Source organism: Streptomyces sp. NPDC104371, assembly GCF_055583785.1.
The window spans coordinates 712,625-736,498 of sequence record NZ_JBVJNF010000002.1; the positions used below are offsets into that span (position 1 = coordinate 712,625).

General features: G+C 70.5%; 18 protein-coding genes. 11 read left to right on the forward strand and 7 right to left on the reverse strand.

What is annotated here, in order from left to right; translation table 11 throughout:
- Nucleotides 1–70: 70 nt before the first annotated feature.
- Nucleotides 71–4,540 (reverse strand): BREX system serine/threonine kinase PglW, encoded by a 4,470-nt coding sequence (gene pglW / locus ACZ60T_RS08990; protein ID WP_469665359.1) that lies wholly within the window; start codon nucleotides 4,538–4,540, stop codon nucleotides 71–73.
- 549 nt (nucleotides 4,541–5,089) lie between these two features.
- Between pglW and ACZ60T_RS08995 the strand changes: the two genes are divergently transcribed.
- Both ACZ60T_RS08995 and ACZ60T_RS09000 read left to right on the forward strand, forming a co-directional pair.
- Entirely contained in the window at nucleotides 5,090–5,839 is a 750-nt protein-coding gene (locus ACZ60T_RS08995; RefSeq protein ID WP_469665360.1) for a hypothetical protein, read from the forward strand.
- Entirely contained in the window at nucleotides 5,836–7,179 is a 1,344-nt protein-coding gene (locus tag ACZ60T_RS09000) for a 7-cyano-7-deazaguanine synthase (protein WP_469665361.1), read from the forward strand. Before ACZ60T_RS08995 ends, ACZ60T_RS09000 begins: the two co-directional genes overlap by 4 nt.
- A gap of 726 nt (nucleotides 7,180–7,905) precedes the next feature.
- On the opposite strand, the gene ychF is transcribed toward ACZ60T_RS09000, so the two are convergent.
- Complete coding sequence (ychF, locus tag ACZ60T_RS09005) at nucleotides 7,906–8,994, reverse strand: redox-regulated ATPase YchF (RefSeq protein ID WP_365621703.1); 1,089 nt, start codon at nucleotides 8,992–8,994, stop codon at nucleotides 7,906–7,908.
- A 346-nt stretch (nucleotides 8,995–9,340) separates the two neighbouring features.
- Here ychF and ACZ60T_RS09010 point away from each other — a divergent pair, with 346 nt between their 5' ends.
- Entirely contained in the window at nucleotides 9,341–9,781 is a 441-nt protein-coding gene (locus tag ACZ60T_RS09010; RefSeq protein ID WP_469665362.1) for a DUF6542 domain-containing protein, read from the forward strand.
- 50 nt (nucleotides 9,782–9,831) lie between these two features.
- Here ACZ60T_RS09010 and ppgK read toward each other — a convergent pair whose 3' ends face one another.
- The gene (gene ppgK, locus ACZ60T_RS09015) at nucleotides 9,832–10,587 is read right to left on the reverse strand and encodes a polyphosphate--glucose phosphotransferase (RefSeq protein WP_469665363.1); all 756 of its coding nucleotides are present in this window, start codon (nucleotides 10,585–10,587) and stop codon (nucleotides 9,832–9,834) included.
- Nucleotides 10,588–10,656: 69 nt separating this feature from the next.
- Entirely contained in the window at nucleotides 10,657–11,661 is a 1,005-nt protein-coding gene (locus ACZ60T_RS09020) for a 4-hydroxy-3-methylbut-2-enyl diphosphate reductase (RefSeq protein ID WP_469665565.1), read from the reverse strand.
- Nucleotides 11,662–11,857: 196 nt separating this feature from the next.
- On the opposite strand from ACZ60T_RS09020, the gene xseA reads away from it, so the two are divergent.
- The 3 genes from xseA to ACZ60T_RS09035 all read left to right on the forward strand — a co-directional run bounded on the left by xseA (nucleotide 11,858) and on the right by ACZ60T_RS09035 (nucleotide 14,047).
- Nucleotides 11,858–13,093 carry an exodeoxyribonuclease VII large subunit gene (gene xseA / locus ACZ60T_RS09025; protein ID WP_469665364.1) on the forward strand — a complete coding sequence of 412 codons (1,236 nt, stop codon included), beginning with the start codon at nucleotides 11,858–11,860 and terminating at the stop codon, nucleotides 13,091–13,093.
- 10 nt (nucleotides 13,094–13,103) lie between these two features.
- Nucleotides 13,104–13,328, forward strand: coding sequence for an exodeoxyribonuclease VII small subunit (locus tag ACZ60T_RS09030; RefSeq protein ID WP_469665365.1), 225 nt, complete (start codon nucleotides 13,104–13,106; stop codon nucleotides 13,326–13,328).
- A gap of 128 nt (nucleotides 13,329–13,456) precedes the next feature.
- On the forward strand, nucleotides 13,457–14,047 hold the full coding sequence (locus ACZ60T_RS09035) for a malonic semialdehyde reductase (protein ID WP_365621688.1): 591 nt from the start codon (nucleotides 13,457–13,459) through the stop codon (nucleotides 14,045–14,047).
- Nucleotides 14,048–14,167: 120 nt separating this feature from the next.
- Here ACZ60T_RS09035 and ACZ60T_RS09040 read toward each other — a convergent pair whose 3' ends face one another.
- Nucleotides 14,168–14,689, reverse strand: a complete 522-nt coding sequence (locus ACZ60T_RS09040) for a DUF4245 domain-containing protein (RefSeq protein ID WP_469665366.1) — start codon at nucleotides 14,687–14,689, stop codon at nucleotides 14,168–14,170.
- 126 nt (nucleotides 14,690–14,815) lie between these two features.
- Here ACZ60T_RS09040 and glpX point away from each other — a divergent pair, with 126 nt between their 5' ends.
- Nucleotides 14,816–15,850 carry a class II fructose-bisphosphatase gene (gene glpX, locus ACZ60T_RS09045; protein WP_365621682.1) on the forward strand — a complete coding sequence of 345 codons (1,035 nt, stop codon included), beginning with the start codon at nucleotides 14,816–14,818 and terminating at the stop codon, nucleotides 15,848–15,850.
- Nucleotides 15,851–15,934: 84 nt separating this feature from the next.
- Here the strand turns inward: glpX and ACZ60T_RS09050 are convergent, their stop codons facing one another.
- Both ACZ60T_RS09050 and ACZ60T_RS09055 read right to left on the reverse strand, forming a co-directional pair.
- Nucleotides 15,935–16,303, reverse strand: coding sequence for a WhiB family transcriptional regulator (locus tag ACZ60T_RS09050; RefSeq protein WP_365621679.1), 369 nt, complete (start codon nucleotides 16,301–16,303; stop codon nucleotides 15,935–15,937).
- Nucleotides 16,304–16,466: 163 nt separating this feature from the next.
- Nucleotides 16,467–17,171 carry a DUF1707 domain-containing protein gene (locus ACZ60T_RS09055; protein WP_365621676.1) on the reverse strand — a complete coding sequence of 235 codons (705 nt, stop codon included), beginning with the start codon at nucleotides 17,169–17,171 and terminating at the stop codon, nucleotides 16,467–16,469.
- A gap of 208 nt (nucleotides 17,172–17,379) precedes the next feature.
- Here ACZ60T_RS09055 and ACZ60T_RS09060 point away from each other — a divergent pair, with 208 nt between their 5' ends.
- The 4 genes from ACZ60T_RS09060 to ACZ60T_RS09075 all read left to right on the forward strand — a co-directional run bounded on the left by ACZ60T_RS09060 (nucleotide 17,380) and on the right by ACZ60T_RS09075 (nucleotide 23,725).
- On the forward strand, nucleotides 17,380–19,035 hold the full coding sequence (locus ACZ60T_RS09060) for a fumarate hydratase (RefSeq protein ID WP_469665367.1): 1,656 nt from the start codon (nucleotides 17,380–17,382) through the stop codon (nucleotides 19,033–19,035).
- A gap of 140 nt (nucleotides 19,036–19,175) precedes the next feature.
- A complete protein-coding gene (locus ACZ60T_RS09065; RefSeq protein ID WP_469665368.1) occupies nucleotides 19,176–20,561 on the forward strand; it encodes a class II fumarate hydratase in 1,386 nt (461 codons plus the stop codon).
- A 97-nt stretch (nucleotides 20,562–20,658) separates the two neighbouring features.
- Nucleotides 20,659–21,351 carry a cytidylyl-2-hydroxypropylphosphonate hydrolase gene (gene fomD, locus ACZ60T_RS09070; RefSeq protein ID WP_469665369.1) on the forward strand — a complete coding sequence of 231 codons (693 nt, stop codon included), beginning with the start codon at nucleotides 20,659–20,661 and terminating at the stop codon, nucleotides 21,349–21,351.
- 280 nt (nucleotides 21,352–21,631) lie between these two features.
- The gene (locus ACZ60T_RS09075) at nucleotides 21,632–23,725 is read left to right on the forward strand and encodes a SpoIIE family protein phosphatase (protein ID WP_365621667.1); all 2,094 of its coding nucleotides are present in this window, start codon (nucleotides 21,632–21,634) and stop codon (nucleotides 23,723–23,725) included.
- Nucleotides 23,726–23,874: the final 149 nt, after the last annotated feature.

The window sequence follows — 23,874 nt, forward strand, 5'->3', positions numbered from 1 at the left end:
ATCTTAGGTCGGACCCTGTGCTGAGGCAGGGGAAACACGAGCGCAAGTTCCTTGCCAGATCGGGTGGTTGTCAGCCGGTCGCCTTCAAAGCCCCCTGCCCACCGGCTGTTTCCTCTGCCAATTCCGCCGCAGGGCCCTGTCCCTTCAGCTCCTTCAGGAACAATCCCCCCAGGACCACCCACTCGCTGGCCCGGTCCACGATGTCCACCGTGCGGCCGTCCAGCGCCGGCGAGACCTCCGGGTCCTCCATGGGCACGACCAGCCACAGGCCGTGCGGGGCGTCCGCCGGGCGGCGGGCCGCCTCCTGGAGTGCGACCAGTGCCTCCCGTCCGCCGGACGTCCAGTAGCGAGCCGCGAGGGCCGTCTCGTGAGCGAGGAGCACCGTACGCGGACCCGTGCGCTCCGCCAGCGCCGCGGCACGGGCGACGAGCCGCTCGGACGCCACACGTGCATAGGACGCGAGGCCCGCCCCGATCGCTCCGGAGGATGTCAGCGTGGCGTCCGCCCGTAGCAGCGCCTGCCACGGCACCCCCTGCTCCGCGGCCAGCTCCCGCAGCACACCCAGGAACAGCTCGTCCAGCGACACCGGTACAACCCCGAATCGCTCCGCCAACCGCCCTGCCACACCGGGGAGTTCGGGGCCCTTGACGGTGAGGGCGAGGAAACCGCCGCGCCGATGGGCGGCCTCCAGGCGGGCGGACATCATCCGGCGCGGGTCCCGCCCCAGCGCCAGCTCGCTCTGCGCCGCGGCGATCAGGCTGCCCGTGCTGGTCAGCGCGGAGACCATCGGTCCGTCGGTACGGGTGTCGGTCGTCTCGCGGGCCCGCGGCACGAACCGCTTGCGCTGCTGGTCGTACTCGAGCGGGAAATCGGTCTGCGCCAGGGCCTCTTCCAGCTCCACGTACGTCGTGTCGGCCAGGACCGACAGACCGGGGAAGCGCGCGCGGATCCGGGCCACCAGGTCCGCGGTGCTGATGCCGCTGACCGCGCGTACCTCCGCGGGGGCCTGGGAAGTGCGAAGGGCGCGGACCAGGTCGAGGTCCAGCGGGAACAGTTCCAGACGCGGTGAGACCCCGACGCCGCCTGCCATGGCCGCCGCCAGGTCGACAAGCCTGGTATCCGCCAGCGACATCATGCCGTCGGGCGAGGACATCGCACGCAGCTCACGCAGTACCGTCGCCCGGCCCGGCAGCGGATCCCGGACGGCCAGCCTGGTCGCAGCCGCGCCGAGGGCGGCAGCGTAGTCGGCGAGTTCTGCGGGTGTTGGGTCATCGGAGCCCGGCTGGTCCTCCAGTGCCAGCACCACCCGGCCCCCACGCCGCAGGACGCCGAGCCTGGCGGGGGGTTCGTCGCCTGCGGCGTCCTCGTCCCGTTTACGGGTCTCCGTATCCGAGGCTGCACGTACCACGGCGAGCGCCTGGGCCAAAGTGTCGGTGGCCTCGTCCTCGTCCGCCGCGCCGTGCCGGGCGCGCAGCTCGCCGGCCAGTTCCTCGGCGGTCATCACCCTGCCCTGCTCAGACAGTATGGCGATCAGTTCATTGCGGATGCGCGTCAGCCACGGCAGGGCCGCCCACTGCTCGACCGCGGCCAGCTGGTGCTTCGAGACGGTGGTCTGGGTGACGCCGAGCGCCTTGGCAATGGCAGGCTGGGCCGGCCAGGGCTCCAGGGGGGCACCGCCGGGGAGCTGGAGCGTGGCGCGGACGACGTCGGGGCGTGGCCGCGCGCCACGCTTGCCCGCGGGCGGGGTGAGCCGGGCGGCGAGCACTTCGACCGGCTCCAGCGCCTCTTCGGGCGCGTCGGCCGGGACCGCCACCGGCCTGCGCTCCGCGGGGCGTTGACGGAGGGCCTGCGTCCACTGGCGGTGGCGTCGGTTGAGTTCCTTGCGGATGAGATTTCCCGCCCCCCGCGCGCGGGAGATCGTGTGCGGGGGGATCTCCAGCAGGGCTTTCACGGTCGACGCGCCCAGCCCGGCGGCCACGGACACGGCACGGGGCGACAGGCCGGCCGCCTCCAAGGGAGTGTTGAGATCCGCCACGGCGGCGGCCTGCTCGCGGGCGTCCTCGATGTCTTCCGCGGTCATACCGACCGTGGCGGGTGTGGTAGCCGGGCGAGCCCCGTCAGCCTTGCGGAAGATCCGGCGCCACGCCTCCTGTATGTCGCGCAGGCTGTCGTAGCGCTGCTCTACATCCCGGTGCAGCGCGCGCTCGAAGAATTCGGTCAGGCCTTCGCTCAGCGACTGGTCGAACAGCTCACTGGCCACGTACAACTTGGCGTCGGGAACCGTGAGCGGATCGATCTGGCCGTCCCCCCACACCGGGCGCACACCCGAGGCCATCTCGTGCAGAGTGACCGCGGCGGCGTACCACTCGGCGTGATCGTCGTAGCGCTCACGGCGGCTGCCTCCGAGGAACGGGTCGAGATAGCCGCGTGTGCCCGCGTGCAGGTCCTGGTCGGGGGCGTCGGCCAGGGAGAAGTCGAACAGCATCAGCTGCCAGGACCCGTCGCTGCGCTTGAACAGCCCCAGGTTGTCCGGCTTGATGTCCCGATGCCGCACCCCTCGGGCAGCGAGGCTGTCGAGGGCGGCGAAGAGGTCGTTGCCGAAGCGCTCCAGCCGGTCGTATCCCAGCGCTCCCACCCCGCGCAGCCGGGACCCCAGGCTCACTGGGTCCCGGTCGGCGGGCGAACGGAAGCCGCCCGCGTACTCGATCTCCAGTACGGTACGGCCGCCCAGGTCCCGCGGCTCGGCGAGCAGCTTCACGATGTGCCCGCCGCCCACCTCGCGCAGCGCCCTGGCCTCCGCGTACAGACGGGCGTCCTTGTCGTGGTCGAGCGCGATCTTGAAGACGCGGAGGGCGTCTTCCTCGGAGTCCGGCTCATCGCCGGTGCGCCGGACCAGCAGGGCACGAGCAGTCGCGCCGGTACCCAACACCCGGAGGACCGTCCAGGTGTCGCCGAGCGACTGGCCCGGCTGGACGGCGAGCGGGTCCGGGACCGGTGCCCCGGCCGATTCGGGGGGCGCTGCGTCGGCCTCGGCAGCGTCGAGGAGGCGCAGGAACTCCTCGGCGGACGACAGCCGGTACCGGGCATCGGTCTGCGTGGCCTGGAAGACCAGGTCGTCCAGGAAGGCGGAGACGCCGTCCGCCACAGCGTACGGATGCAGTCCGCCCTCGGCGGCCAGCCGGTCCACCAGGGCGCTGCGCCGGTCGGCCGGCGGACGTCCGGTGAGTAGCAGGTAGGCGAGGCTGCCCAGACCGAAGACATCCAGGTCGACCGGGTCCGCGAACTCCTGGTCCGTCTCGGGCGCGAGATACACCTGGGCGACATCGGCAATCAGCCCGGCGTCCAGCGGGGTGTCCCCGAGCGAGCGGTGCAGGGTGGTCTCGAAGTCCCGGGCGGCCGTCTGCCAGTCGGCGATCCGCAGCACCGGCTCGGAACTGTCCTCGCGCGCCGACACGTAGATCGAGCGCGCGGACAGGGCGCGGTGGTAGAGGGAGCGATTGTGCGCGTAGCGCACCGCCTCGGCGAGCTGCCGCACCAGGTCGAGGCGGACCTCGTGGGTCAGCCGGCCGCCGTACGCGTCGAGGTAGGCGTCGAGGCGCAGATCCGAGGGGCGATGACGGAACAGGATCGCGGGGCCGCCGACGTGCTCGCGGATCTGGGCAGCCTGCACGATGCCCCGGTGGTTGATGCCCTGCAGCACCTGGTACTCGCGCAGAGCCGCCCGGTCCACCGCTTGCCGCTGCTGCGTCGACGCCCCCTCGCCGACCAGATAGATCCTCACCCGGCCGTGCTCCGGTACCAGGCCGTCATCCCGTTCGGCGAGCCGGTCCTCCCAGCCGGGCCCCGCATCGAGGGCCCTCGGCTCAAGGCGCCAGTCGTCCCCGAACCGCAGGTGCGCCGTCGAGTGGCTGACCCCGATCCGCTGCATGAGCGTTTCGAGGAACTGCGCCTTATGCGGAGTGATGCGCCAGGTCTCGCGCTCGGGCGGCAGTCCCAGCAGGGCGTCCCAGATCCCCGGCAGGCCGCTGCCGCCGTCGTTGCGCCCGAAGACCGAGGTCCGCTGGAACTCGTCGAGTTCGCTGACGGCATCCGGGCTGTGCAGGAACACCGCCGGCTTGATGAAGGGCACCCGGCGCGGGTCCGCGCCCATCGCGCGGGCTGCCCGCTCCAGCTGGCTCCTGAGCTCCTTGGCCTTGAGGTCGGTCAGGTACAGGGGGTTCTTGAGCGTCCGGACCCGGTCCGCGTGGAACTGCCAGGTGTCACCGTGGTTCACCAGCCGTCCCGGATGGCCCTTCAGTTCCAGCAGGTACAGCCCTCCGGGAACAGCGATCAGCAGGTCGCACTCGTTGACCCGCCCGGACGGGCCCGTGAACTGGAACGTCGCCCACGCGCGGTACGGCTCGGCGTCCGGCAATAGCCGCCGTACGTGCTCGAGGCCCTCCTGCTCCCACGCGAAGCCGGAGCGCCGGGGCTGGAACCAGCGGGTACGGCGGGGCGGCGGGCCCGGCTTCGGAGCGGACGGCCGCTCGGCTGGCGTCACCGGGAGACCTCCTGAATCTAGTCGGTGAGAGCACGGCTGGGTGGTGAGGGCTTGCCGGCGGGGACCTGTCTTCGTCCGCCGGTATCCGCCGCGATCTGCCCCCGTTGGCCTCCCCGCACCCTGCTCGGCACACAGTGCAGCATCGTAGTCGGTACTGGTCGACTGGTTCGGCGCTGCGTGGATCAGGCGGTGCGATCAGCATCCCAATCTTGCCAGCCTGTGGACTGCTGCTGCGGACGCATAGAGGGATTACGCAACCATGCGATCACAGTGCGTGGCCACAGCTGTCTCATCTTTCGCAGATCTCACGCTGCGTGGCCCAGGACAGCCTCACACCCGCTTATCCGGACCGACGGATGCCGTACGGAAGCCGCGCATGGGCTGACTCAGTCGCGCCCTGTTGCGCGCATGCCATTCCCTGCTCCCCTGGAAGGGGCGAGACGCGCCGGACTCCTGCACGCCGGCTGGAAGGGATGGTGGGGCGTGGGCACGTCGTCGACATGGCCAGGACCGAGCGGACGCACCGGCATGGCGGGCGAGTGGAGCCGGGTGAGCAAGCGGATCTCATCGTGGCGGCCGGGCCCGGATGCGCATGATGCGGCGCGCAACCTCGACAACATCGCAGCCGACCACCTTGACGTGCTCCACCGCACCCTGAGGGAAGACCGGGACACCTTCGGGCTGTTCGAGGCGGTCTGTGCGGGCGGAGAGCGGCTGACGGTGACCCTTGAGAATTGGACACCGGCCGGGAACAGCAATAACGCCGTGACCCGCTTCGTCACGGCTGTGGGGGGCACCGGCGGCACCATGGCAGACGTCGCGGTACGCCGGGCCGTTGCCTCGACCGCGGCCCGACTGAACCGGTTCCTTCACAAGCACCCCAACGCCCTCGCGTCCGGCGGAGGCCTCACCGGCGAGCTCTTCTGCCTGATCTACCAGTGGTTCTTCGGAGACACGGTGGCGGAATTTCTGCGCCTCGCCGTCGCCGAGAAAGTCAAGCTCGCGGTTCCGTTGCTGAACGGACTCGACCCGGAGGACCACATCGCCGACTGGATAGCCGAACGCGTCCTCGACCTGCTGCCGAACCCATGTGAGGAGGCGGCCAACCTGGCGGGGGAAGTGGAACAGGCAGAGCAGGCAGCGACTGCCGCCACCAATCCGCTGGGTGTCCTGCGGCTGGTCGCCGGGGAGTTGGTGCCGCGGTCAGCCGGACGGGCACTGGGGCTGATCACAGATGGTCAGGACGAGGAAGGCGAAGCGGAAGCGTGCACGTCGGACGAGGAAGTGAGCACGGCATGACGGACACTCGCACGCAGTTCTTCTGGCTTTCCTCTCCGGGTACCGCAACATCACCGAAGCATCCGTGGCGGTCTCTTGATGACAGCGTCTACTCAGAACATTCCTCGCGTTTTGCGGACCACCGCCCACTGCACGGCCCCGCCCCCGACTGGGCAGACGACCTTCTGCGGGTGGCACGCGCCGTGTTCGCCGCGGACAAATTCGCATCCCGGGCCGACTGCTTCGACCAGTGGACCCGCCATATCCTTCTCTCTGTGCCGGTTACGGCTCCCGACCGATGGAACCGGGCCCTGCCCGCGCTATCGGCACTGCTGGGCACCATGACAGGTGACAGGTGGGAGATTTCGTTCCGGCACCCGGATACCGGGTTCACCCGGAACGTGCCTTTCGAGATTCCCGAGCAGTACGCGGGCGAGGTCGCCCTGTTCTCCGGTGGGCTCGACTCCCTGGGCTGGGCAGCCCAACGCGCAAGCGAACGGAGCACGCGCTCCCTGTTGTTCATCATGTTCGAGGAGCGCAACCTGAAAGCAGCGCAGGACACTGTGTACGACGCCGTGTGCGGACTGCGTGCACGCCCCCTGCGTCGCCTCGTCCAAAGCCAGACCGTACGGGGCTCTGGTGGCGGCGAACGGAGACTGGAGCTCTCCACCCGTTCGCGCGGTCTGCTCTACACGGCATCCGCCGTGCACGCCGCCGCCGCGGAAAAGGTGCCTATCGTGCATCTGCCGGAGAATGGTCAGCTCGCCGTCAATCCCCCATTGTCCACCGCCCGGTCCGGAGCCTGTTCGACGCGCTCGGTGCACCCTTGGACGCTGTACCACCTGAACCAGGTGATCAAGGAAGTGGCTGACCCGGACACGCCGACCTCGGACCCGGCGGTCCGCGTCGAGAATCCCTTCGCATACCTCACCAAGGGAGAGGCATGCGCCGCGTCCCGTAATGTCGGCTTGCCGCAACGCGTGCTGGAGGCCACGCTGAGCTGCGGCGCCTCCCCGGTGCGCCAACCCGGTGATTCCAAATTCGCCCACTGCGGCCTCTGCTACCCGTGCCTGGTCCGCCGCTCCGGCCTCCTGCATGCGCTCGGCGAGGACCGTACCCCGTACGAGGCCGATCCCTGGGACCCGGACCTGCCCGAAACCCGTACCGGCACCTGGCGGGCCCTGCGGCGATGGCTGGACAGAAGGTACACATTGCTCGATCTGGTAGCCGATACGCCGCTGCCGCCAGGCGCAGAACCCGCACGGCTCCTGGACGTCATCGAAAAGGGTCGCAACGAGCTTCGGGCGCTGGTGACATGGGCAGACACAGAGGGGATCCGGGCGGCTCGGGTGGCTCTCTGAGTGATCACCGGACAGCCTGGTGCGCTGGTTTCTACAGGAAGCCAGGAGACCCAAGTTCCTTTCGGCAGTGCGCCGAGCGCTGCCTTGGCGGCACCCCAGCCCGACTCGAGCGAGCGCGCAGGTCTGCTGACGACTTGCCATGGCCCCGCACCCGTGTACACCTGCATGTCCGGCCCCATGCCGATCGTCACGCGGATGCGAGGGCCCGGCGCACCCCTCGGCTGCTCCTGCCGGGAACTCGCCCCCGTGGCCAAGCGTCGACGGCTACCGGTTCAGCCGGACAATCATCTCGACCACCAACTGTCCGCCACAGACCAGCGGTTCCGCCCGCCCCCATGTTCCGTGTAGTGCCCCGCCGGGGACTCGACCCTGCGGCCAGCCGCGCCACCACCCCACGCCCCGGCGCCCCGCACACAGCCACCACGGGCAGCGACAGCGCCGCTGGCACCACCCCCGGCCCCTGTCATGCGAACCCCGAAATGCTCGCCCCACACGGGCACGACGCCGCCCCGCCGCACATACCGGCTCGCTGACTCTTCGTTCAGCCCACTCCAGCCAGAATCCAGCCGCCGTACAAAGAACGACGGATGACGACAGGTGACGAGCCGTCAGTTCATCCAGCCAACATCCAGCCGCGGGTACACCAACGGGGCCGACCCGGAATCGGGTCGGCCCCGCCTGACCTGCATATTTGCCTAGTTCGCCAGGTCCATGCTACCGCGTGGCCTATACATTGAAGCGGAACTCCACCACGTCGCCGTCCTGCATCACGTAGTCCTTGCCCTCCATGCGCGCCTTGCCCTTGGCGCGGGCCTCCGTGACCGAGCCTGTTTCGACCAGGTCGGCGAAGGAGATGACCTCCGCCTTGATGAAGCCCTTCTGGAAGTCGGTGTGGATGACGCCGGCGGCCTCGGGGGCGGTGTCGCCCTTCTTGATCGTCCAGGCGCGGGCCTCCTTCGGGCCCGCCGTCAGGTAGGTCTGGAGGCCCAGGGTGTCGAAGCCGACGCGGGCCAGGGTCGCCAGGCCCGGCTCGTCCTGGCCGACCGACTGGAGGAGTTCGAGGGCCTCGTCCTCCTCCAGCTCGGCGAGGTCCGCCTCCAGCTTGGCGTTGAGGAAGATCGCCTCGGCGGGGGCGACCAGGGCGCGCTGCTCGCTCTTGAAGTCGTCGTCGATCAGCTCGTCCTCGTCGACGTTGAAGACGTAGAGGAAGGGCTTCGTCGTCAGCAGGTGCAGGTCGTGCAGCAGCTCGGCGCGCTCGCTGCCCTGGACGATGCCGTGCGCGAAGAGCGTGTCGCCCTTCTCCAGCAGCTCCTTCGCCTCCTCGACGGCCTTCACCTTCGGGGCGACGTCCTTCTTGATCCGCGACTCCTTCTGGAGGCGCGGCAGGACCTTCTCGATGGTCTGGAGGTCCGCGAGGATCAGCTCGGTGTTGATCGTCTCGATGTCGTTCTTGGGCGAGACCTTGCCGTCCACGTGGACGACGTTCTCGTCCTTGAAGGCGCGGATGACCTGGCAGATCGCATCCGACTCACGGATGTTCGCCAGGAACTTGTTGCCCAGGCCCTCACCCTCGCTGGCGCCGCGCACGATGCCCGCGATGTCGACGAAGTCGACCGTCGCCGGGAGGATGCGCTGCGATCCGAAGACCTCGGCCAGCTTGGTCAGACGGGCGTCGGGGACACCGACGACACCGACGTTCGGCTCGATCGTGGCGAACGGGTAGTTGGCCGCGAGCACGTCGTTCTTGGTCAGGGCGTTGAACAGGGTCGACTTGCCGACATTGGGCAGGCCGACGATTCCGATCGTGAGCGACACGTTGCGACTTCCCGTACATGAGGAGGATGACTGGACTGGGGCTGCGTGGGCCCGGGTCCGTCAGGAGGTGTGCGGGCCGATCCCCCAGTCTACGGCGTGCCGGGCAGCGGACCGGCGACGTATCGAACGCTTGGCCAAGGTCTCGTCGTCGGCGTGTCTGAGGGGCTATTCCGCACATAAACAGACCTAAGTTGGTCCAGTGGAGCAACACAGGACGCGATCCGGGCAGCACGAACAGCGACGCGGTGCGCCCCTGCCCCCGCAGGGACGGCGGGGCGCTTCGGTACGGCCCGGCCCGGCCCCCCGCCCGGCGGCCCGCGGGCCGGTCGGTGCCCCGCGGCACCCTATGGCACCCGGGCGGGGCCTGCCTCCGCTGATCCAGCGGCTTCGACGGCTGCCCAACCCCCGGCTCACCGGTCTCGGCGGCGGGCTGTTCTGCGGGGCCCTCATGATCGTGCTCGGCTGCCTCGACCAGGTGCTGTTCGGCGCGTCGATGACCGCGTACGGCGTGCTGTTCCTCCCCGTGGCCGCGCTGACCGCGCTGTGGGTGCGGCGCGGGGACCTGGTGACCGCGCCCGTGGTGGTGCCGCTCGCCTACGCCGCCGGTCTGCTGGTCGTGGCCGACGCGGACGCGGGGTTCGCCGGCCACCTGGTGGGCCTGGTCACCGCGCTCGCCACGCAGGCGGGCTGGCTGTACGGCGGCACACTCATCGCGGGCGTCATCGCGACGGTACGCAGAGTACGGATGATGCGTCGCCGCCTGGCACAACGCCGCCGTTTGGCCTGACGGCCACCACCACCGGGCTCACACCTCGTCGTCCCGCCCTACGGCCGCCCTCACACAGGCCGCACATCCTTCGACGCCCGCATCGCCGCCCCCACGATCCCCGCGTTGTTCTGGAGCTGGGCCGGGACGATCTCCGCGGTCACTCCCTCGATCAGGGGCAGGAACTTGTGGGCCTTGCGGCTGACGCCGCCGCCGATGACGAACAGGTCCGGGGAGAACAGCATCTCCACATGGACCAGGTACTTCTGGACCCGGCGGGCCCAGTGCTCCCACGACATGTCGTGGTCTTCCTTGACCTTGGTCGAGGCCCGCTTCTCCGCCTCGTGGCCGCCGAGTTCCAGATGGCCCAGCTCGGTGTTCGGGACGAGGACGCCGTCGGTGAACAGGGCGCTGCCGATGCCCGTACCGAAGGTCAGCATCATGACCGTGCCGCCGCGGTCGCGCCCCGCGCCGTAGCGCATCTCGGCCACGCCCGCCGCGTCCGCGTCGTTCAGCACGGTCACCGGAAGGCCGCCCAGGCAGTCGGCGAACAGGGCGCGGGCGTTCGTGCCGACCCAGCTCGGGTCGACGTTCGCCGCCGTACGGATCGTGCCGCCGCCCGCGACCACTCCGGGGAACGTGATCCCGACCGGGCCCGACCAGCCGAAGTGGCCGACGACCTCCCGCACGCCGTCGACCACGCTCTGCGGCGTCGCGGGATGCGGCGTGAGCACCTTGAAGCGCTCCTCCGCCACATCGCCCCGGTCCAGGTCGACGGGTGCGCCCTTGATGCCCGATCCGCCGATGTCCACGCCGAAGATCTGCATGGGCACCACGGTACGACGTACGTCCGGTCGGCACGTCCCGATCGACGAGGCGGCACCACCGCCCCGGCGTCACTTCTCGCCGGTGCGCTCCGCCATGAGGTCCGCCGCCTCCGCGCGCAGGTCGCGGCGCAGCTCCTTGGGCAGCGAGAAGGCGATGGTCTCCTCGGCCGTCTTGACGATCTCGACGTCCTCGAAGGCGCGCTGCGCGAGCCACTCCAGGACCTGCTCCACCAGGACGTCCGGGACGGAGGCGCCCGAGGTCACGCCGACCGTCGTCACGCCCTCCAGCCAGGCCTCGTCGATCTCGTCCGCGAAGTCCACGAGGTACGCGGCACGCGCGCCCGCGAGCATCGCGACCTCGACCAGCCGCTTGGAGTTCGAGGAGTTGCGGGAGCCGACCACGATGACCAGGTCCGACTCGGCGCCCATCTGCTTCACCGCGACCTGGCGGTTCTGCGTCGCGTAGCAGATGTCGTCGCTGGGCGGCGAGATCAGTTGCGGGAACTTCTCCTTGATCGCGTCGACCGTCTCCATGGTCTCGTCCACCGAGAGGGTGGTCTGGGAGAGCCAGACGACCTTCGACGGGTCGCGCACCTCGACGTTCGCGACGTCGTCGGGGCCGTCCACGAGCTGGATGTGGTCCGGGGCCTCGCCGGAGGTGCCGATGACCTCTTCGTGGCCCTCGTGCCCGATCAGGAGGATGTCGAAGTCCTCCTTGGCGAAGCGGACCGCTTCCTTGTGGACTTTGGTGACCAGCGGGCACGTCGCGTCGATGGTGGCGAGCCGGCCCTTCTCGGCCTCCGCGTGGACCGTCGGCGCGACACCGTGCGCCGAGAACATGACGATGTTGCCCGGGGGCACCTCCTCCGTCCGCTCGACGAAGATCGCGCCCTTCTTCTCCAGGGTCTGCACGACGTACTTGTTGTGGACGATCTCGTGCCGTACGTAGATCGGGGCCCCGTACTGCTCCAGGGCCTTCTCGACGGCGATCACGGCACGGTCGACACCCGCGCAGTAGCCCCGGGGGGCGGCGAGCAGAACACGGCGGCCAGGCGAAGCGGTCATGGTCACCATCGTAAGGCCGCGCAACGCCCGTGCCGAGGCCGAACGGCGGACCGGGGCGGCCTCCCGGCCACCGGCCACCGGCCGCGCCTCCTCGCGTACCGGCCGCACGCCCTCGCGTACCGGTCGGGCCAGTACGTACCGGTCGGCGCACTCCGCACCCGTCACGCCACCCGCGTTGTCGGTCACGGCCGTTACGCTCGGGCGCATGGCTGTGAACACGTCCGCGGAATCCCCGTTGCCCGTCGGTGAGGTGTCGCGGCTCATCGGGGGGTGGATCGACCGGCTCGGGGCCGTGTGGGTCGAGGGGCAGATCACCCAGCTCTCGCGGCGGCCCGGCGCGGGCGTCGTCTTCCTGACGCTGCGCGATCCCTCGTACGACATCTCCATCAACGTCACCTGCTATCGCCAGGTGTTCGACGCGGTCGCCGATGTCGTGAGCGAGGGGGCGCGGGTCGTCGTCCACGCCAAGCCCGAGTGGTACGCCCCCCGGGGGCAGCTCTCGCTGCGGGCCGTGGAGATACGGCCCGTGGGCGTCGGTGAGCTGCTCGCGCGGCTGGAGCAGTTGAAGAAGTCCCTCGCCGCCGAGGGGCTGTTCGCCCTGGAGCGCAAGAAGCCGCTGCCCTTCCTGCCGCAGCTCATCGGGCTCGTGTGCGGGCGCGCCTCCGCGGCCGAGCGGGACGTACTGGAGAACGCGCGGCACCGCTGGCCCGCCGTCCGCTTCGAGGTGCGCAACGTCCCCGTACAGGGCGTGCACGCCGTGCCACAGGTCGTCCAGGCCGTGAAGGAGCTGGACGCGCTGGACGACGTCGACGTGATCATCGTGGCGCGCGGCGGCGGCAGCGTGGAGGACCTCCTGCCGTTCTCCGACGAGCAGCTCGTCAGAGCGGTCGCCGCCTGCCGTACGCCCGTGGTCTCGGCCATCGGGCACGAGCCGGACAACCCGCTGCTGGACCATGTCGCGGACCTGCGCGCCTCCACCCCGACCGACGCCGCGAAGAAGGTCGTGCCGGACGTCGGCGAGGAGGTGCAGCGCGTCCAGGCGCTACGGGACCGGGCGCGACGCTGTGTGCTGGCACTGGTCGAACGGGAGGAGCGCGGGCTCGCGCACGCACTGGCGCGACCCTCGATCCAGCATCCGCACCGCATGATCGACGAGCGGTCCGACCAGGTCAGCGCACTGGTCGACCGGGGTCGGCGCACGCTCGGGCATCTGCTCGACCGCGCCGATTCGGAGCTGACGCACACGCACGCGCGCGTGGTGGCCCTCTCGCCGGCCGCGACGCTCCAGCGGGGCTACGCGGTGCTCCAGAAGCCCGACGGGCATGTCGTGCGCACGCCGGACGAGGTGACGGCGGGCGAGGCGCTGCGGGCGCGGGTCGCCGAGGGCGCGTTCACGGTTCACGTGGAGAAGGCCGAACAGGCCGCGAAGGCCGAGAAATAGGGTGGGCGGTATGACCAGCAAGACGGACGAAACGCTCGGGTACGAGCAGGCGCGGGACGAGTTGATCGAGGTCGTACGGCGCCTGGAGGCCGGCGGGACGACGCTCGAGGAGTCCCTGGCGCTGTGGGAGCGGGGCGAGGAGCTGGCCAAGGTGTGCCGGACCTGGCTGGAGGGCGCCCGCAAGCGGCTCGACGCGGCGCTCGCCGAGGAGGAGGGCGCGGAGGGCTCCGGGTGACCGCGGGCGCGCTGTGAACTCGATCACCGCAGGCCAGGGCTTTGTTGAACCTTGAACCGACCTTCTCGTACGGTCGCTTCGTCAACCCTGAATCCGGGTTGCGACGCACCACCGAGAGAGTTCACGCAATGCCCCTCGTTCTTGACCCCGCCGCCCAGGACCTGCTGTTCCGTGAGGCCCGCACCGCCAACGCCTTCACGGACGAGCCCGTGACCGACGAGCAGGTGCGAGCGATCTACGACCTGGTCAAGTACGGCCCGACCGCGTTCAACCAGACCCCGCTGCGCATCACGCTGGTCCGCTCGCCCGAGGCCCGTGAGCGCCTGGTGTCACACATGGCCGAGGGCAACCGGCCCAAGACGGCCACCGCGCCGCTGGTCGCGATCCTCGCCGCGGACAACGAGTTCCACGAGGAGCTGCCGACGCTGTTCCCGGCCGTCCCCCAGGCCAAGGACCTGTTCTTCACCGCGCGCCCGGTCCGCGAGGGCTCCGCCGCGCTGAACGCCGCTCTCCAGGCCGCGTACTTCATCGTCGGCGTGCGCGCCGCCGGTCTGGCCGCGGGCCCGATGACCGGCTTCGACGCGGAGGGCGTCCGCAAGGAGTTCCTGGACGACGACCACACCCCGCTGATGATCGTGAACATCGGCAGGCCCGCCGAGAACGCCTGGTACCCGCGCTCCCCGCGGCTGGCGTTCGACCAGGTCATCACCACGGTCTGACCTGGGACCGGACCCGCGTACATGCGTAAGGGGCCCTCGGTGATCACACCGAGGGCCCCTTGCGCACAACCGGTCCGAAAGGCCGCGAGGCTCCTCAGCGGGGCAGCCGCCGCCGAGGTCTCACTTCGTCCGCAGCGCCTCCGCCATCTTCGTGAGCTGCGCGAACGACGCCGTTCCGGTCACCAGGGTCGTGGAGTCGTCGCCCTTGAGCGCCAGCGCGCGGTAGCGGCCGCCGGTGTAGCGCTGCCAGCTCTGGCCGCCGATGTCCTGTGTGACCTTCGTCTCCCGGGCGCCGTGCGTGGCCTCCTCGATGAACGTGGCGGCCTTCTGCGTCGACTGCTCGACCGCCACGTACTCGCCCTCGGGGTCCTGGAAGCCGAGGTGCCAGGAGGAGGCGGGCTCGGCGTCGTACCGCACCGACGTGGCCTTCCAGGTGTCGGGCAGACCCGCGGGGGCCGCGACCGGGTACGCCGCCGCACGCCGTGCCGTGAGCAGCTCGACCCGGTAGTCGACGCGCTCCAGCTCCGGCGCATGGTCGTCATGCGGGATGAAGAGATAGATGAGGCCCGCCATCAGCCCGATCAGGCCGAGGGAGAGAATCATGTCCCGGACGGTCTTCTGCTTGCCTTTCAAACCTGCCACGCCTCTTATCGTCGCAGGTGCCAGGGTCTGCTCATCCGTTGGCCCCTGTGCTCATTTTGTCTGCCCGGCGATAGAGTCATGGGACCACCCTCACCCGGCCGTCGCCGTACAGAAAGGTGTGCTCCGATGACCGAAAATCATCATTTGCCGTCCGAACTGGAAGTTCCCTCCGAGGCTCCTGACCGCAATCTCGCCTTGGAACTGGTCCGCGTCACCGAGGCCGCCGCGATGGCCGCGGGCCGCTGGGTCGGCCGCGGAGACAAGAACGGCGCCGACGGTGCCGCTGTACGTGCCATGCGGAACCTCGTCCACACCGTGTCGATGAACGGCATCGTCGTCATCGGCGAGGGGGAGAAGGACGAGGCCCCGATGCTCTTCAACGGGGAGCGGATCGGTGACGGAACCGGCCCCGAGTGCGACATCGCCGTGGACCCGATCGACGGCACCACGCTCACCGCGAAGGGCATGCCGAACGCGATCGCGGTGCTCGCCGCCGCCGACCGCGGCACGATGTTCGACCCGTCCGCCGTGTTCTACATGGACAAGCTCGTCACGGGCCCCGAGGCGGCCGACTACGTCGACATCAACGCCCCGGTGTCCGTGAACATCCGTCGCGTGGCCAAGGCCAAGCAGTCCGCGCCCGAGGACGTCACCGTCGTGATCCTCGACCGGCCGCGCCACGACGGCCTCATCAAGGAGGTCCGGGAGACCGGCGCGCGGATCAAGCTGATCTCGGACGGCGATGTCGCGGGCTCGATCCTGGCGCTGCGCGAGGGCACCGGCATCGACCTGCTGCTCGGCATCGGCGGCACCCCCGAGGGCATCATCTCGGCCTGCGCCGTGAAGTGCCTGGGCGGCACCATCCAGGGCAAGCTGTGGCCCAAGGACGAGGCGGAGCGGCAGCGGGCCCTCGACGCCGGGCACGACCTCGACCGGGTGCTGACCACGGACGACCTGGTCTCCGGCGAGAACGTCTTCTTCGTCGCCACCGGCATCACGGACGGCGAGCTGCTGCGCGGTGTCCGCTACCGGTCCGAGACGGCCACGACCGACTCGATCGTCATGCGCTCCAAGTCCGGCACGGTCCGCCGCATCGAGTCCGTGCACCGGCTGAGCAAGCTGCGCGCCTACAGCTCGGTCGACTTCGACCACGCGAAGTAGGCGGCGGGCAAGGCCACTTGCGGCTCGATGAGGAGGGGCACCTCGGTGCGGAGCCGTGCCCCTTCCACGCGCCGACGCGCAGACTCAGCCGGCCGCGGCTATCGCCCCTCGCGTGGCCTTCTTCAGCTCCACCTCGCGGCGGCGGCGCCGGGCCAGCACCACACGCCGCTCGGCGGCGGTGAGCCCGCCCCAGACGCCGTACGGCTCGGGCTGGAGCAGCGCGTGCTCCCGGCACTCGACCATCACCGGGCAGCGCGCACAGACCCGCTTGGCGGCCTCCTCACGGGACAGCCGGGCCGCGGTGGGCTCCTTGGAGGGGGCGAAGAACAGCCCGGCCTCGTCGCGCCGGCACACCGCCTCCGTATGCCATGGGGCGTCCTGATCTCTGTCACGCGCCGGCACCCGCTGGTGCGGAACGTCAGCGACCCGGGGCGGATGCAGCGGTTGCAGCACGGTCTACTCCTGACGACGGCTTCGCGAGCGAGAGACGATGCAGCAAGGCCTACCCGCTGTGCGCGCGCCTATGCATTGCGTTCCCAACCCCCGGAATTCCAGGGGCTGTTCATGCCGTCGGAACAGGACCGGTTCGGTCCGCGGGCGACCGAATTCGCAAGCGTCAACGGTCCAGGTGTTTGCGCATGGCCTTGTCCACCTTGCTGGAGACCCGGTCGAGGATGTCCGCGACGAGCTTGCCGCGCTTGGGCTTCGCCTCGACATTGCCGAGGACGGCCAGTCCGTCCACGTAGACGACCGGGGCGTTCCGGTCGTCCGAATCCAGCGGGTTCACCTCGAAGTTGCCGAGCACACCGCCGCCGGTGCCACGCAGCGAGACGTTCTCCGGGACGCGGATCTCCACGTTGCCGAAGACCGATATCGCCTTGATCATGACCTGTTGGTGCTCGAATATCGCCTCGCTCAGATCGATCTCGACGTTGCCGAAGATCGCGTAAGCGTGCATCCGGCGGCCGGGGCGCCAGCGGCCCTTGCGGACGGCGCTGCTGAACACCGCCACCACGTTCTCGTCGGGATCGGCCGGGATCGCGCCCGGGGTGGGCCGGTGGGGGGCCGGGGCGGACACGGAGGCCGCACGGCGCGCGTGCCCCGCGGGCAGGTCGCGGACGAACCGCTCCAGCTCGCCGACCGTCTTGGCGCTCAGCACCCCGTCGACACGCTCGGCGTGCTCCTCGGCCGTGAGACGGCCCTCGGCCAGGGCGTCACGCAGGATGTCCGCGACGCGGTCGCGGTCGGCGTCCGAGCAGCGCAGCTCGGCCGGGGGCACGGGCTGCCCGTCCGTCGGGGCGGGGCTCTTGTGAAGGTCCACGGCAGCAGCGTACCCAAACGCGATAGATCGCGACTACCCCCGGGCCCGACCTGTGGACAACCGGCCCGCCCCCCCCTCGCCCGGTCACGGCCCCCTCACCTTCTCAACTGAGCCTCACCTCACACACGCGCGGTCCGCGCCAGGTTCTACGCTGGTGGACGCTGCCAACGGAGGCCAGCCGCTGTCTGTCTAGTGAGGAATGGGCGAGATGCCTGAGTTCGCGTACACCGATCTGCTTCCCACAGGAGAGGACACCACCCCGTACCGGCTGGTGACCTCCGAGGGTGTCTCGACCTTCGAGGCCGACGGACGGACGTTCCTCAAGGTCGAACCGGAGGCGCTGCGCAAGCTCGCCGAGGAGGCCGTCCACGACATCCAGCACTACCTGCGGCCCGCGCACCTGGCCCAGCTCCGGCGCATCATCGACGACCCCGAGGCGTCCGCGAACGACAAGTTCGTCGCGCTGGACCTGCTGAAGAACGCCAACATCGCCGCCGCGGGCGTCCTGCCCATGTGCCAGGACACCGGTACGGCGATCGTGATGGGCAAGCGCGGGCAGCACGTCCTCACCGCGGGCGCGGACGAGAAGGCCCTCTCGCGCGGCATCTACGACGCCTACACCAAGCTGAACCTGCGCTACTCGCAGATGGCTCCGCTCACCATGTGGGAGGAGAAGAACACCGGCTCCAACCTCCCCGCGCAGATCGAGCTGTACGCGACGGACGGCGGCGCCTACAAGTTCCTGTTCATGGCGAAGGGCGGCGGCAGCGCCAACAAGTCCTTCCTGTACCAGGAGACGAAGGCCGTTCTGAACGAGGCCTCCATGATGAAGTTCCTGGAGGAGAAGATCCGTTCGCTGGGCACGGCCGCCTGCCCGCCGTACCACCTGGCGATCGTCGTCGGCGGTACGAGCGCCGAGTACGCGCTGAAGACCGCGAAGTACGCCTCCGCGCACTACTTGGACGAGCTGCCGGCCGAGGGCTCCGAGCTGGGCAACGGCTTCCGGGACAAGGAGCTGGAGGAGAAGGTCTTCGAGCTGACGCAGAAGATCGGGATCGGCGCGCAGTTCGGCGGCAAGTACTTCTGCCACGACGTACGCGTGGTCCGCCTCCCCCGCCACGGCGCGTCCTGCCCGGTGGCGATCGCGGTGTCCTGCTCGGCCGACCGGCAGGCCGTCGCGAAGATCACCGCGGAGGGCGTGTTCCTGGAGCAGCTCGAGACGGACCCGGCGCGGTTCCTGCCCGACACCACCGACGAGCACCTCGCGCAGGACGGCGACGTCGTGCGCATCGACCTCAACCAGCCGATGGACGACATCCTCGCCGAGCTGACCAAGTACCCGGTCAAGACGCGGCTCTCGCTGTCCGGCCCGCTGGTCGTGGCGCGCGACATCGCGCACGCCAAGATCAAGGAGCGGCTGGACCGCGGCGAGGACATGCCGCAGTACCTCAAGGACCACCCGGTGTACTACGCGGGCCCGGCCAAGACCCCCGAGGGCTACGCGTCCGGCTCCTTCGGACCGACGACCGCCGGCCGGATGGATTCCTACGTCGAGCAGTTCCAGGCGGCGGGCGGCTCCAAGGTGATGCTGGCGAAGGGCAACCGCAGCAAGCAGGTCACCGACGCGTGCGGCGCCCACGGCGGCTTCTACCTCGGCTCGATCGGCGGCCCCGCGGCCCGGCTCGCCCAGGACTGCATCAAGAAGGTCGAGGTCGTCGAGTACGAGGAACTCGGCATGGAGGCCGTCTGGAAGATCGAGGTCGAGGACTTCCCGGCGTTCATCGTGGTGGACGACAAGGGCAACGACTTCTTCCAGGACCCGGCACCGCAGCCGACGTTCACGTCGATCCCGGTGCGCTCGTAGCGCTCGCGCGCGGCGGGGTGGCATTCGCCCCGCCGCGCGCCCCCGCCGCGCCCTCGCGCGTGCCGAGACCTGAGGGCACGGCTCTCCCCCGTCCGGCTCAACCCCGGAACATCCCGGCCCGCCCGCACGCTGTACCCGGTATGAGCGAATACCGCGTCGAGCACGACTCCATGGGTGAAGTGCGGGTCCCCGTCCACGCCAAGTGGCGGGCGCAGACCCAGCGGGCCGTGGAGAACTTCCCCATCTCCGGGCAGCGGATCGAGCGCGCCCATATCGAGGCGCTCGCGCGCATCAAGGGCGCCGCCGCCAAGGTCAACGCGACGCTCGGCGTGCTCGACAAGGATCTCGCCGAGGCCGTCCAGGCCGCCGCCGCCGAGGTCGCCGAGGGGCGCTGGGACGAGCAGTTCCCCATCGACGTCTTCCAGACCGGGTCCGGGACGTCGTCCAACATGAACACCAACGAGGTCATCGCCACCCTCGCCAGTGAGCGCCTCGGCCGCGAGGTCCACCCCAACGACCATGTGAACGCGTCCCAGTCCTCCAACGACGTCTTCCCCTCCAGCATCCACATCGCGGCCACCGCGGCCGTCACCCGCGATCTCATCCCGGCCCTGGAGCATCTCGGCGCCTCCCTCGCGCGGAAGGCGGACGAGTTCGCCGACGTCGTGAAGTCGGGGCGGACCCACCTCATGGACGCCACGCCCGTCACGCTGGGACAGGAGTTCGGCGGCTACGCGGCCCAGGTGCGCTACGGGGTCGAGCGGCTGAAGGCCTCGCTGCCGAGGCTCGCCGAACTGCCGCTCGGCGGCACGGCCGTCGGGACCGGGATCAACACCCCGCCCGGGTTCTCCGCCGCCGTCATCGCCGAGGTCGCGCGGGCCACCGGGCTGCCGCTCACCGAGGCCCGTGACCACTTCGAGGCGCAGGGCGCCCGGGACGGGATCGTGGAGACCAGCGGGCAGCTCCGGACCATCGCGGTCGGGCTGACCAAGATCTGCAACGATCTGCGCTGGATGGGCTCCGGGCCGCGGACCGGGCTCGCCGAGATCGCGCTGCCCGATCTCCAGCCCGGCTCCTCGATCATGCCCGGCAAGGTCAACCCCGTCGTGCCCGAGGCGGTCCTCATGGTGGCCGCCCAGGTCATCGGGAACGACGCGGCCATCACCGCCGCCGGCGCGTCCGGCAATTTCGAGCTGAACGTCATGCTGCCGGTCATCGGCAAGAACGTCCTGGAGTCCGTCCGGCTGCTCGCGAACGCCTCCCGGCTGCTCGCGGACCGTACGGTCGACGGCATCGTCGCGCACCGCGAACGCGCCCGTGAGTACGCCGAGTCCTCGCCCTCCGTGGTCACGCCGCTCAACAAGTACATCGGGTACGAGGAGGCGGCCAAGGTCGCCAAGAAGGCGCTCGCCGAACGCCGGACGATCCGTCAGGTCGTCCTGGACTCCGGGTACGTGGAGCGCGGCGACCTCACGCTGGAACAGCTCGACGAGGCGCTGGACGTCCTGCGGATGACGCATCCCTGACCCGCATCACCGACCCCGTGCGTCACCCCACCCGCACCCGACGCGCACCGTGACATCCACCGCAGCGCTGTATGCCCGGGGCACCTAATATCGCTGCATGACAGAGGGCGGAACGGTGAGACGAGTGCAGACGGGTGGACCTGTGGCGCACTGGGCCCCAGGGGACCAGATCCTGTGGCGGTACCGGGAGAACGCCGGTCCGCGCTTCCATATCGCGCGCCCCGTGACCGTCGTCCGCGACGACGCCGAACTGCTCGCCGTATGGCTGGCCCCCGGCACCCAGTGCGTCAAGCCCGTCCTGCTCGACGGGACATCGCCGCACGCCGAGCCGCTGGAGTCCCGCTACACCAAGCCGCGGACCACCCAGCACGACCGCTGGTTCGGCACCGGTGTGCTCAAGCTGGCGCGCCCCGGCGAGCCCTGGTCGGTGTGGCTGTTCTGGGAGCCGGGCTGGCAGTTCAAGAACTGGTACGTCAATCTGGAGGCGCCGCTTGCCCGTTGGGCGGGCGGGGTCGACTCCGAGGACCACTTCCTGGACATCTCCGTGCACCCGGACCGCAGTTGGGGCTGGCGCGACGAGGACGAGTTCGCCCAGGCCCAGCGGGACGGCCTGATGGACGCCTCGCTCGCCGAGCGGGTCAGGGAGGCGGGACGGTCCGCGGTGGACGTGATCAGCGCCTGGGGGCCGCCGTTCTCGGACGGCTGGCAGCACTGGCGCCCCGATCCGTCCTGGACGGTGCCGCCGCTGCCGGATGACTGGGACCGTACGCCCGCGTACATGACCTCGTGAGACCCTTGTTGCGCCCCCGCGGTACAACCGTAGGATCGTCGTCCGCAAGGATGCACGAGAGCAACTCCCGCAGTATGTGCCGAGCTTGACCATACGTCACCGAGGGGCAGCAGGACGTGAGCGAGGAGTACGAGGGCCACACCGGGGCGGCTCCCGGCCGCCCGGCCGGCGGACCAGGGACCGCCTGTGACCGCGCGGGAATTCCGTTCCCCGAGCACGTATTGCGGGTATCGGCATTTCTGCGGGACGAACTGCACGCACGGCGCGCAGCCCCGGACGGATGGATTCGACAGGCGTGACGGAGCACCCGGCCTCCCACGAGAGCCCCCAGGGCGGAGGGCCCGCGGACCCCCGCGGGGCGCTCCTGCATACCCAGAACCCGCTGCCCGCGGCGTTACCGGCGCAGACCCGGCCGGAGGACGCGCCCGCCGGGCCGTTGCAGTGTGCCGAGCACGAGCCGTCCGGGGGCCAGGGCGGTACGTCCGCCCCGCCGCCCGAGGCGGACGGCACCGAGCATTCCCAGCCAGTCCTCCACGAGCCCGGCGCGCACCGCCCGCGCCCCGCCTCCGAGGGCATTCCGGCCCAGCAGAGCGGCGAGGGGGACCGTCCCGGCGGCCCGCCCGGCGGCAAGGACCGGCGCACCGGCCAGACGCCGCCGAGCGGCCCGATGCCCATGCGGCGCGACGGGGACCGGCTGCGCTTCGTGGGCGCCGCGACGCGGCGGATCGCGCGCGGCATCGACCTCGACGAGATCGTGATGGGCCTGTGCCGGGCCACCGTGCCGACGTTCTCGGACGCGATCCTCGTCTATCTGCGCGAGCCGCTGCCGGTGGGCGACGAGCGGCCCACGGGGCCTCTGGTGCTGCGGCTGCGGCGGACCGACCGGATCCCGCAGGACCGTGATCTGGAGGACGGGATCCTGCCGGTGCCCATGCCGGAGACCTCGGGTCTCGCGGCGCGCAGCAACGAACTGTGCGAGGTGCGGCCCGGTGGCGCGCTCGCCGAGGTGCTGCGCGGGGTGCGGCCGGTGTTCGCGGACGCTCCCGCCGCCCGTGCCGCGCTGCCCGAGCTGCTCGGCGACGACCTCACGATCCCCGCGGGCCGGCGCGCGATCCTCGCGCCGCTGCGCGGTCGCCGCCGGGTCATCGGCGCGGCGCTGTTCCTGCGCAGCTCCGAGCGCAGGGCCTTCGAGTCGGACGACCTGCTGGTCGCGGCGCAGCTCGCCACGCACAGCGCCCTCGGCATCGACAAGGCGGTGCTGTACGGGCGGGAGGCGTACATCGCGGACGAGTTGCAGCGGACGATGCTGCCGGAGACCCTGCCGAACCCGACGGGCGTACGGCTGGCGTCCCGCTATCTTCCGGCCGCCGAGACCGCGCGGGTCGGCGGTGACTGGTACGACGCCATTCCGCTGCCCGGCAGCCGGGTGGCGCTGGTCGTCGGTGATGTCATGGGGCACTCCATGACCTCCGCCGCGATCATGGGGCAGCTCCGCACGACGGCGCAGACGCTCGCGGGGCTCGACCTGCCGCCGCAGGAGGTGCTGCACCATCTGGACGAGCAGGCGCAGCGGCTGGGCACCGACCGCATGGCGACCTGCCTGTACGCGGTGTACGACCCGGTGGCGCACCGCATCACGATCGCCAACGCGGGCCATCCGCCGCCGGTCCTGCTGCATCTGGGCGGCGAGGCCGAGGTGCTCCAGGTACCGGCCGGCGCCCCCATCGGTGTGGGCGGGGTGGACTTCGAGGCGGTGGAGCTGGACGCGCCGGCCGGGGCGACCCTGCTGCTGTACACCGACGGGCTGGTCGAGTCGCGGCTGCGGGACGTGTGGACCGGCATAGAGCAGTTGCGGGAGAAGCTCGCCGCGACGGCCCGGCTCACCGGCCTCGATCACGCGCCGCCGCTGGAGGCACTGTGCGACGAGGTCCTGGACATGCTCGGTCCCGGCGACCGCGACGACGACATCGCGCTGCTCGCGGCCCGCTTCGACGGGATCGCGCCGAGTGATGTCGCGTACTGGTTCCTGGAGCCCGAGGACGCGGCGCCGGGCAAGGCCCGGCGGCTGGCCCGCAGGGCGCTCGCCCGCTGGGGCCTGGAGGAGCTGACGGACTCGGTGGAGCTGCTGGTCAGCGAGGTGGTGACCAATGCCGTGCGCTATGCGTCACGGCCGGTCACGCTGCGGCTGCTGCGCACCGATGTCCTGCGCTGCGAGGTCGGTGACGATGTGCCGCAGTTGCCGCGGCTGCGGCAGGCGCGGGCGACGGACGAGGGCGGGCGCGGGCTCTATCTGGTGAACCGGCTGGCCCGGCGCTGGGGCGCGACCCGGCTGAGCACCGGGAAGGTGGTCTGGTTCGAGCTGAACCGGGGCTGAGGGGGTACTCGCCTCGGAGACCGGAGTCGGAGGCCTGAGGTCGGAGGCCCACCGAGGTTGGACTGTGTCCAGAAGTTGCCGTTATCAGATCGGCGGAGTTGACTGCTGAGGTGAGCGAAGCGACCTGACCGATTCCTCTGTCCTGACGG

Bases quoted from the DNA above. Each gene is read 5' to 3' on its own strand.
- ACZ60T_RS09000 (WP_469665361.1), top strand. From the start codon at position 5,836: ATGACGGACACTCGCACGCAGTTCTTCTGGCTTTCCTCTCCGGGTACC.
- ACZ60T_RS09010 (WP_469665362.1), top strand. From the start codon at position 9,341: ATGGCACCCGGGCGGGGCCTGCCTCCGCTGATCCAGCGGCTTCGACGG.
- ppgK (WP_469665363.1), bottom strand. From the start codon at position 10,587: ATGCAGATCTTCGGCGTGGACATCGGCGGATCGGGCATCAAGGGCGCA.
- ACZ60T_RS09020 (WP_469665565.1), bottom strand. From the start codon at position 11,661: ATGGTGACCATGACCGCTTCGCCTGGCCGCCGTGTTCTGCTCGCCGCC.
- xseA (WP_469665364.1), top strand. From the start codon at position 11,858: ATGGCTGTGAACACGTCCGCGGAATCCCCGTTGCCCGTCGGTGAGGTG.
- ACZ60T_RS09030 (WP_469665365.1), top strand. From the start codon at position 13,104: ATGACCAGCAAGACGGACGAAACGCTCGGGTACGAGCAGGCGCGGGAC.
- ACZ60T_RS09035 (WP_365621688.1), top strand. From the start codon at position 13,457: ATGCCCCTCGTTCTTGACCCCGCCGCCCAGGACCTGCTGTTCCGTGAG.
- glpX (WP_365621682.1), top strand. From the start codon at position 14,816: ATGACCGAAAATCATCATTTGCCGTCCGAACTGGAAGTTCCCTCCGAG.
- ACZ60T_RS09060 (WP_469665367.1), top strand. From the start codon at position 17,380: ATGCCTGAGTTCGCGTACACCGATCTGCTTCCCACAGGAGAGGACACC.
- ACZ60T_RS09065 (WP_469665368.1), top strand. From the start codon at position 19,176: ATGAGCGAATACCGCGTCGAGCACGACTCCATGGGTGAAGTGCGGGTC.
- fomD (WP_469665369.1), top strand. From the start codon at position 20,659: ATGACAGAGGGCGGAACGGTGAGACGAGTGCAGACGGGTGGACCTGTG.
- ACZ60T_RS09075 (WP_365621667.1), top strand. From the start codon at position 21,632: ATGGATTCGACAGGCGTGACGGAGCACCCGGCCTCCCACGAGAGCCCC.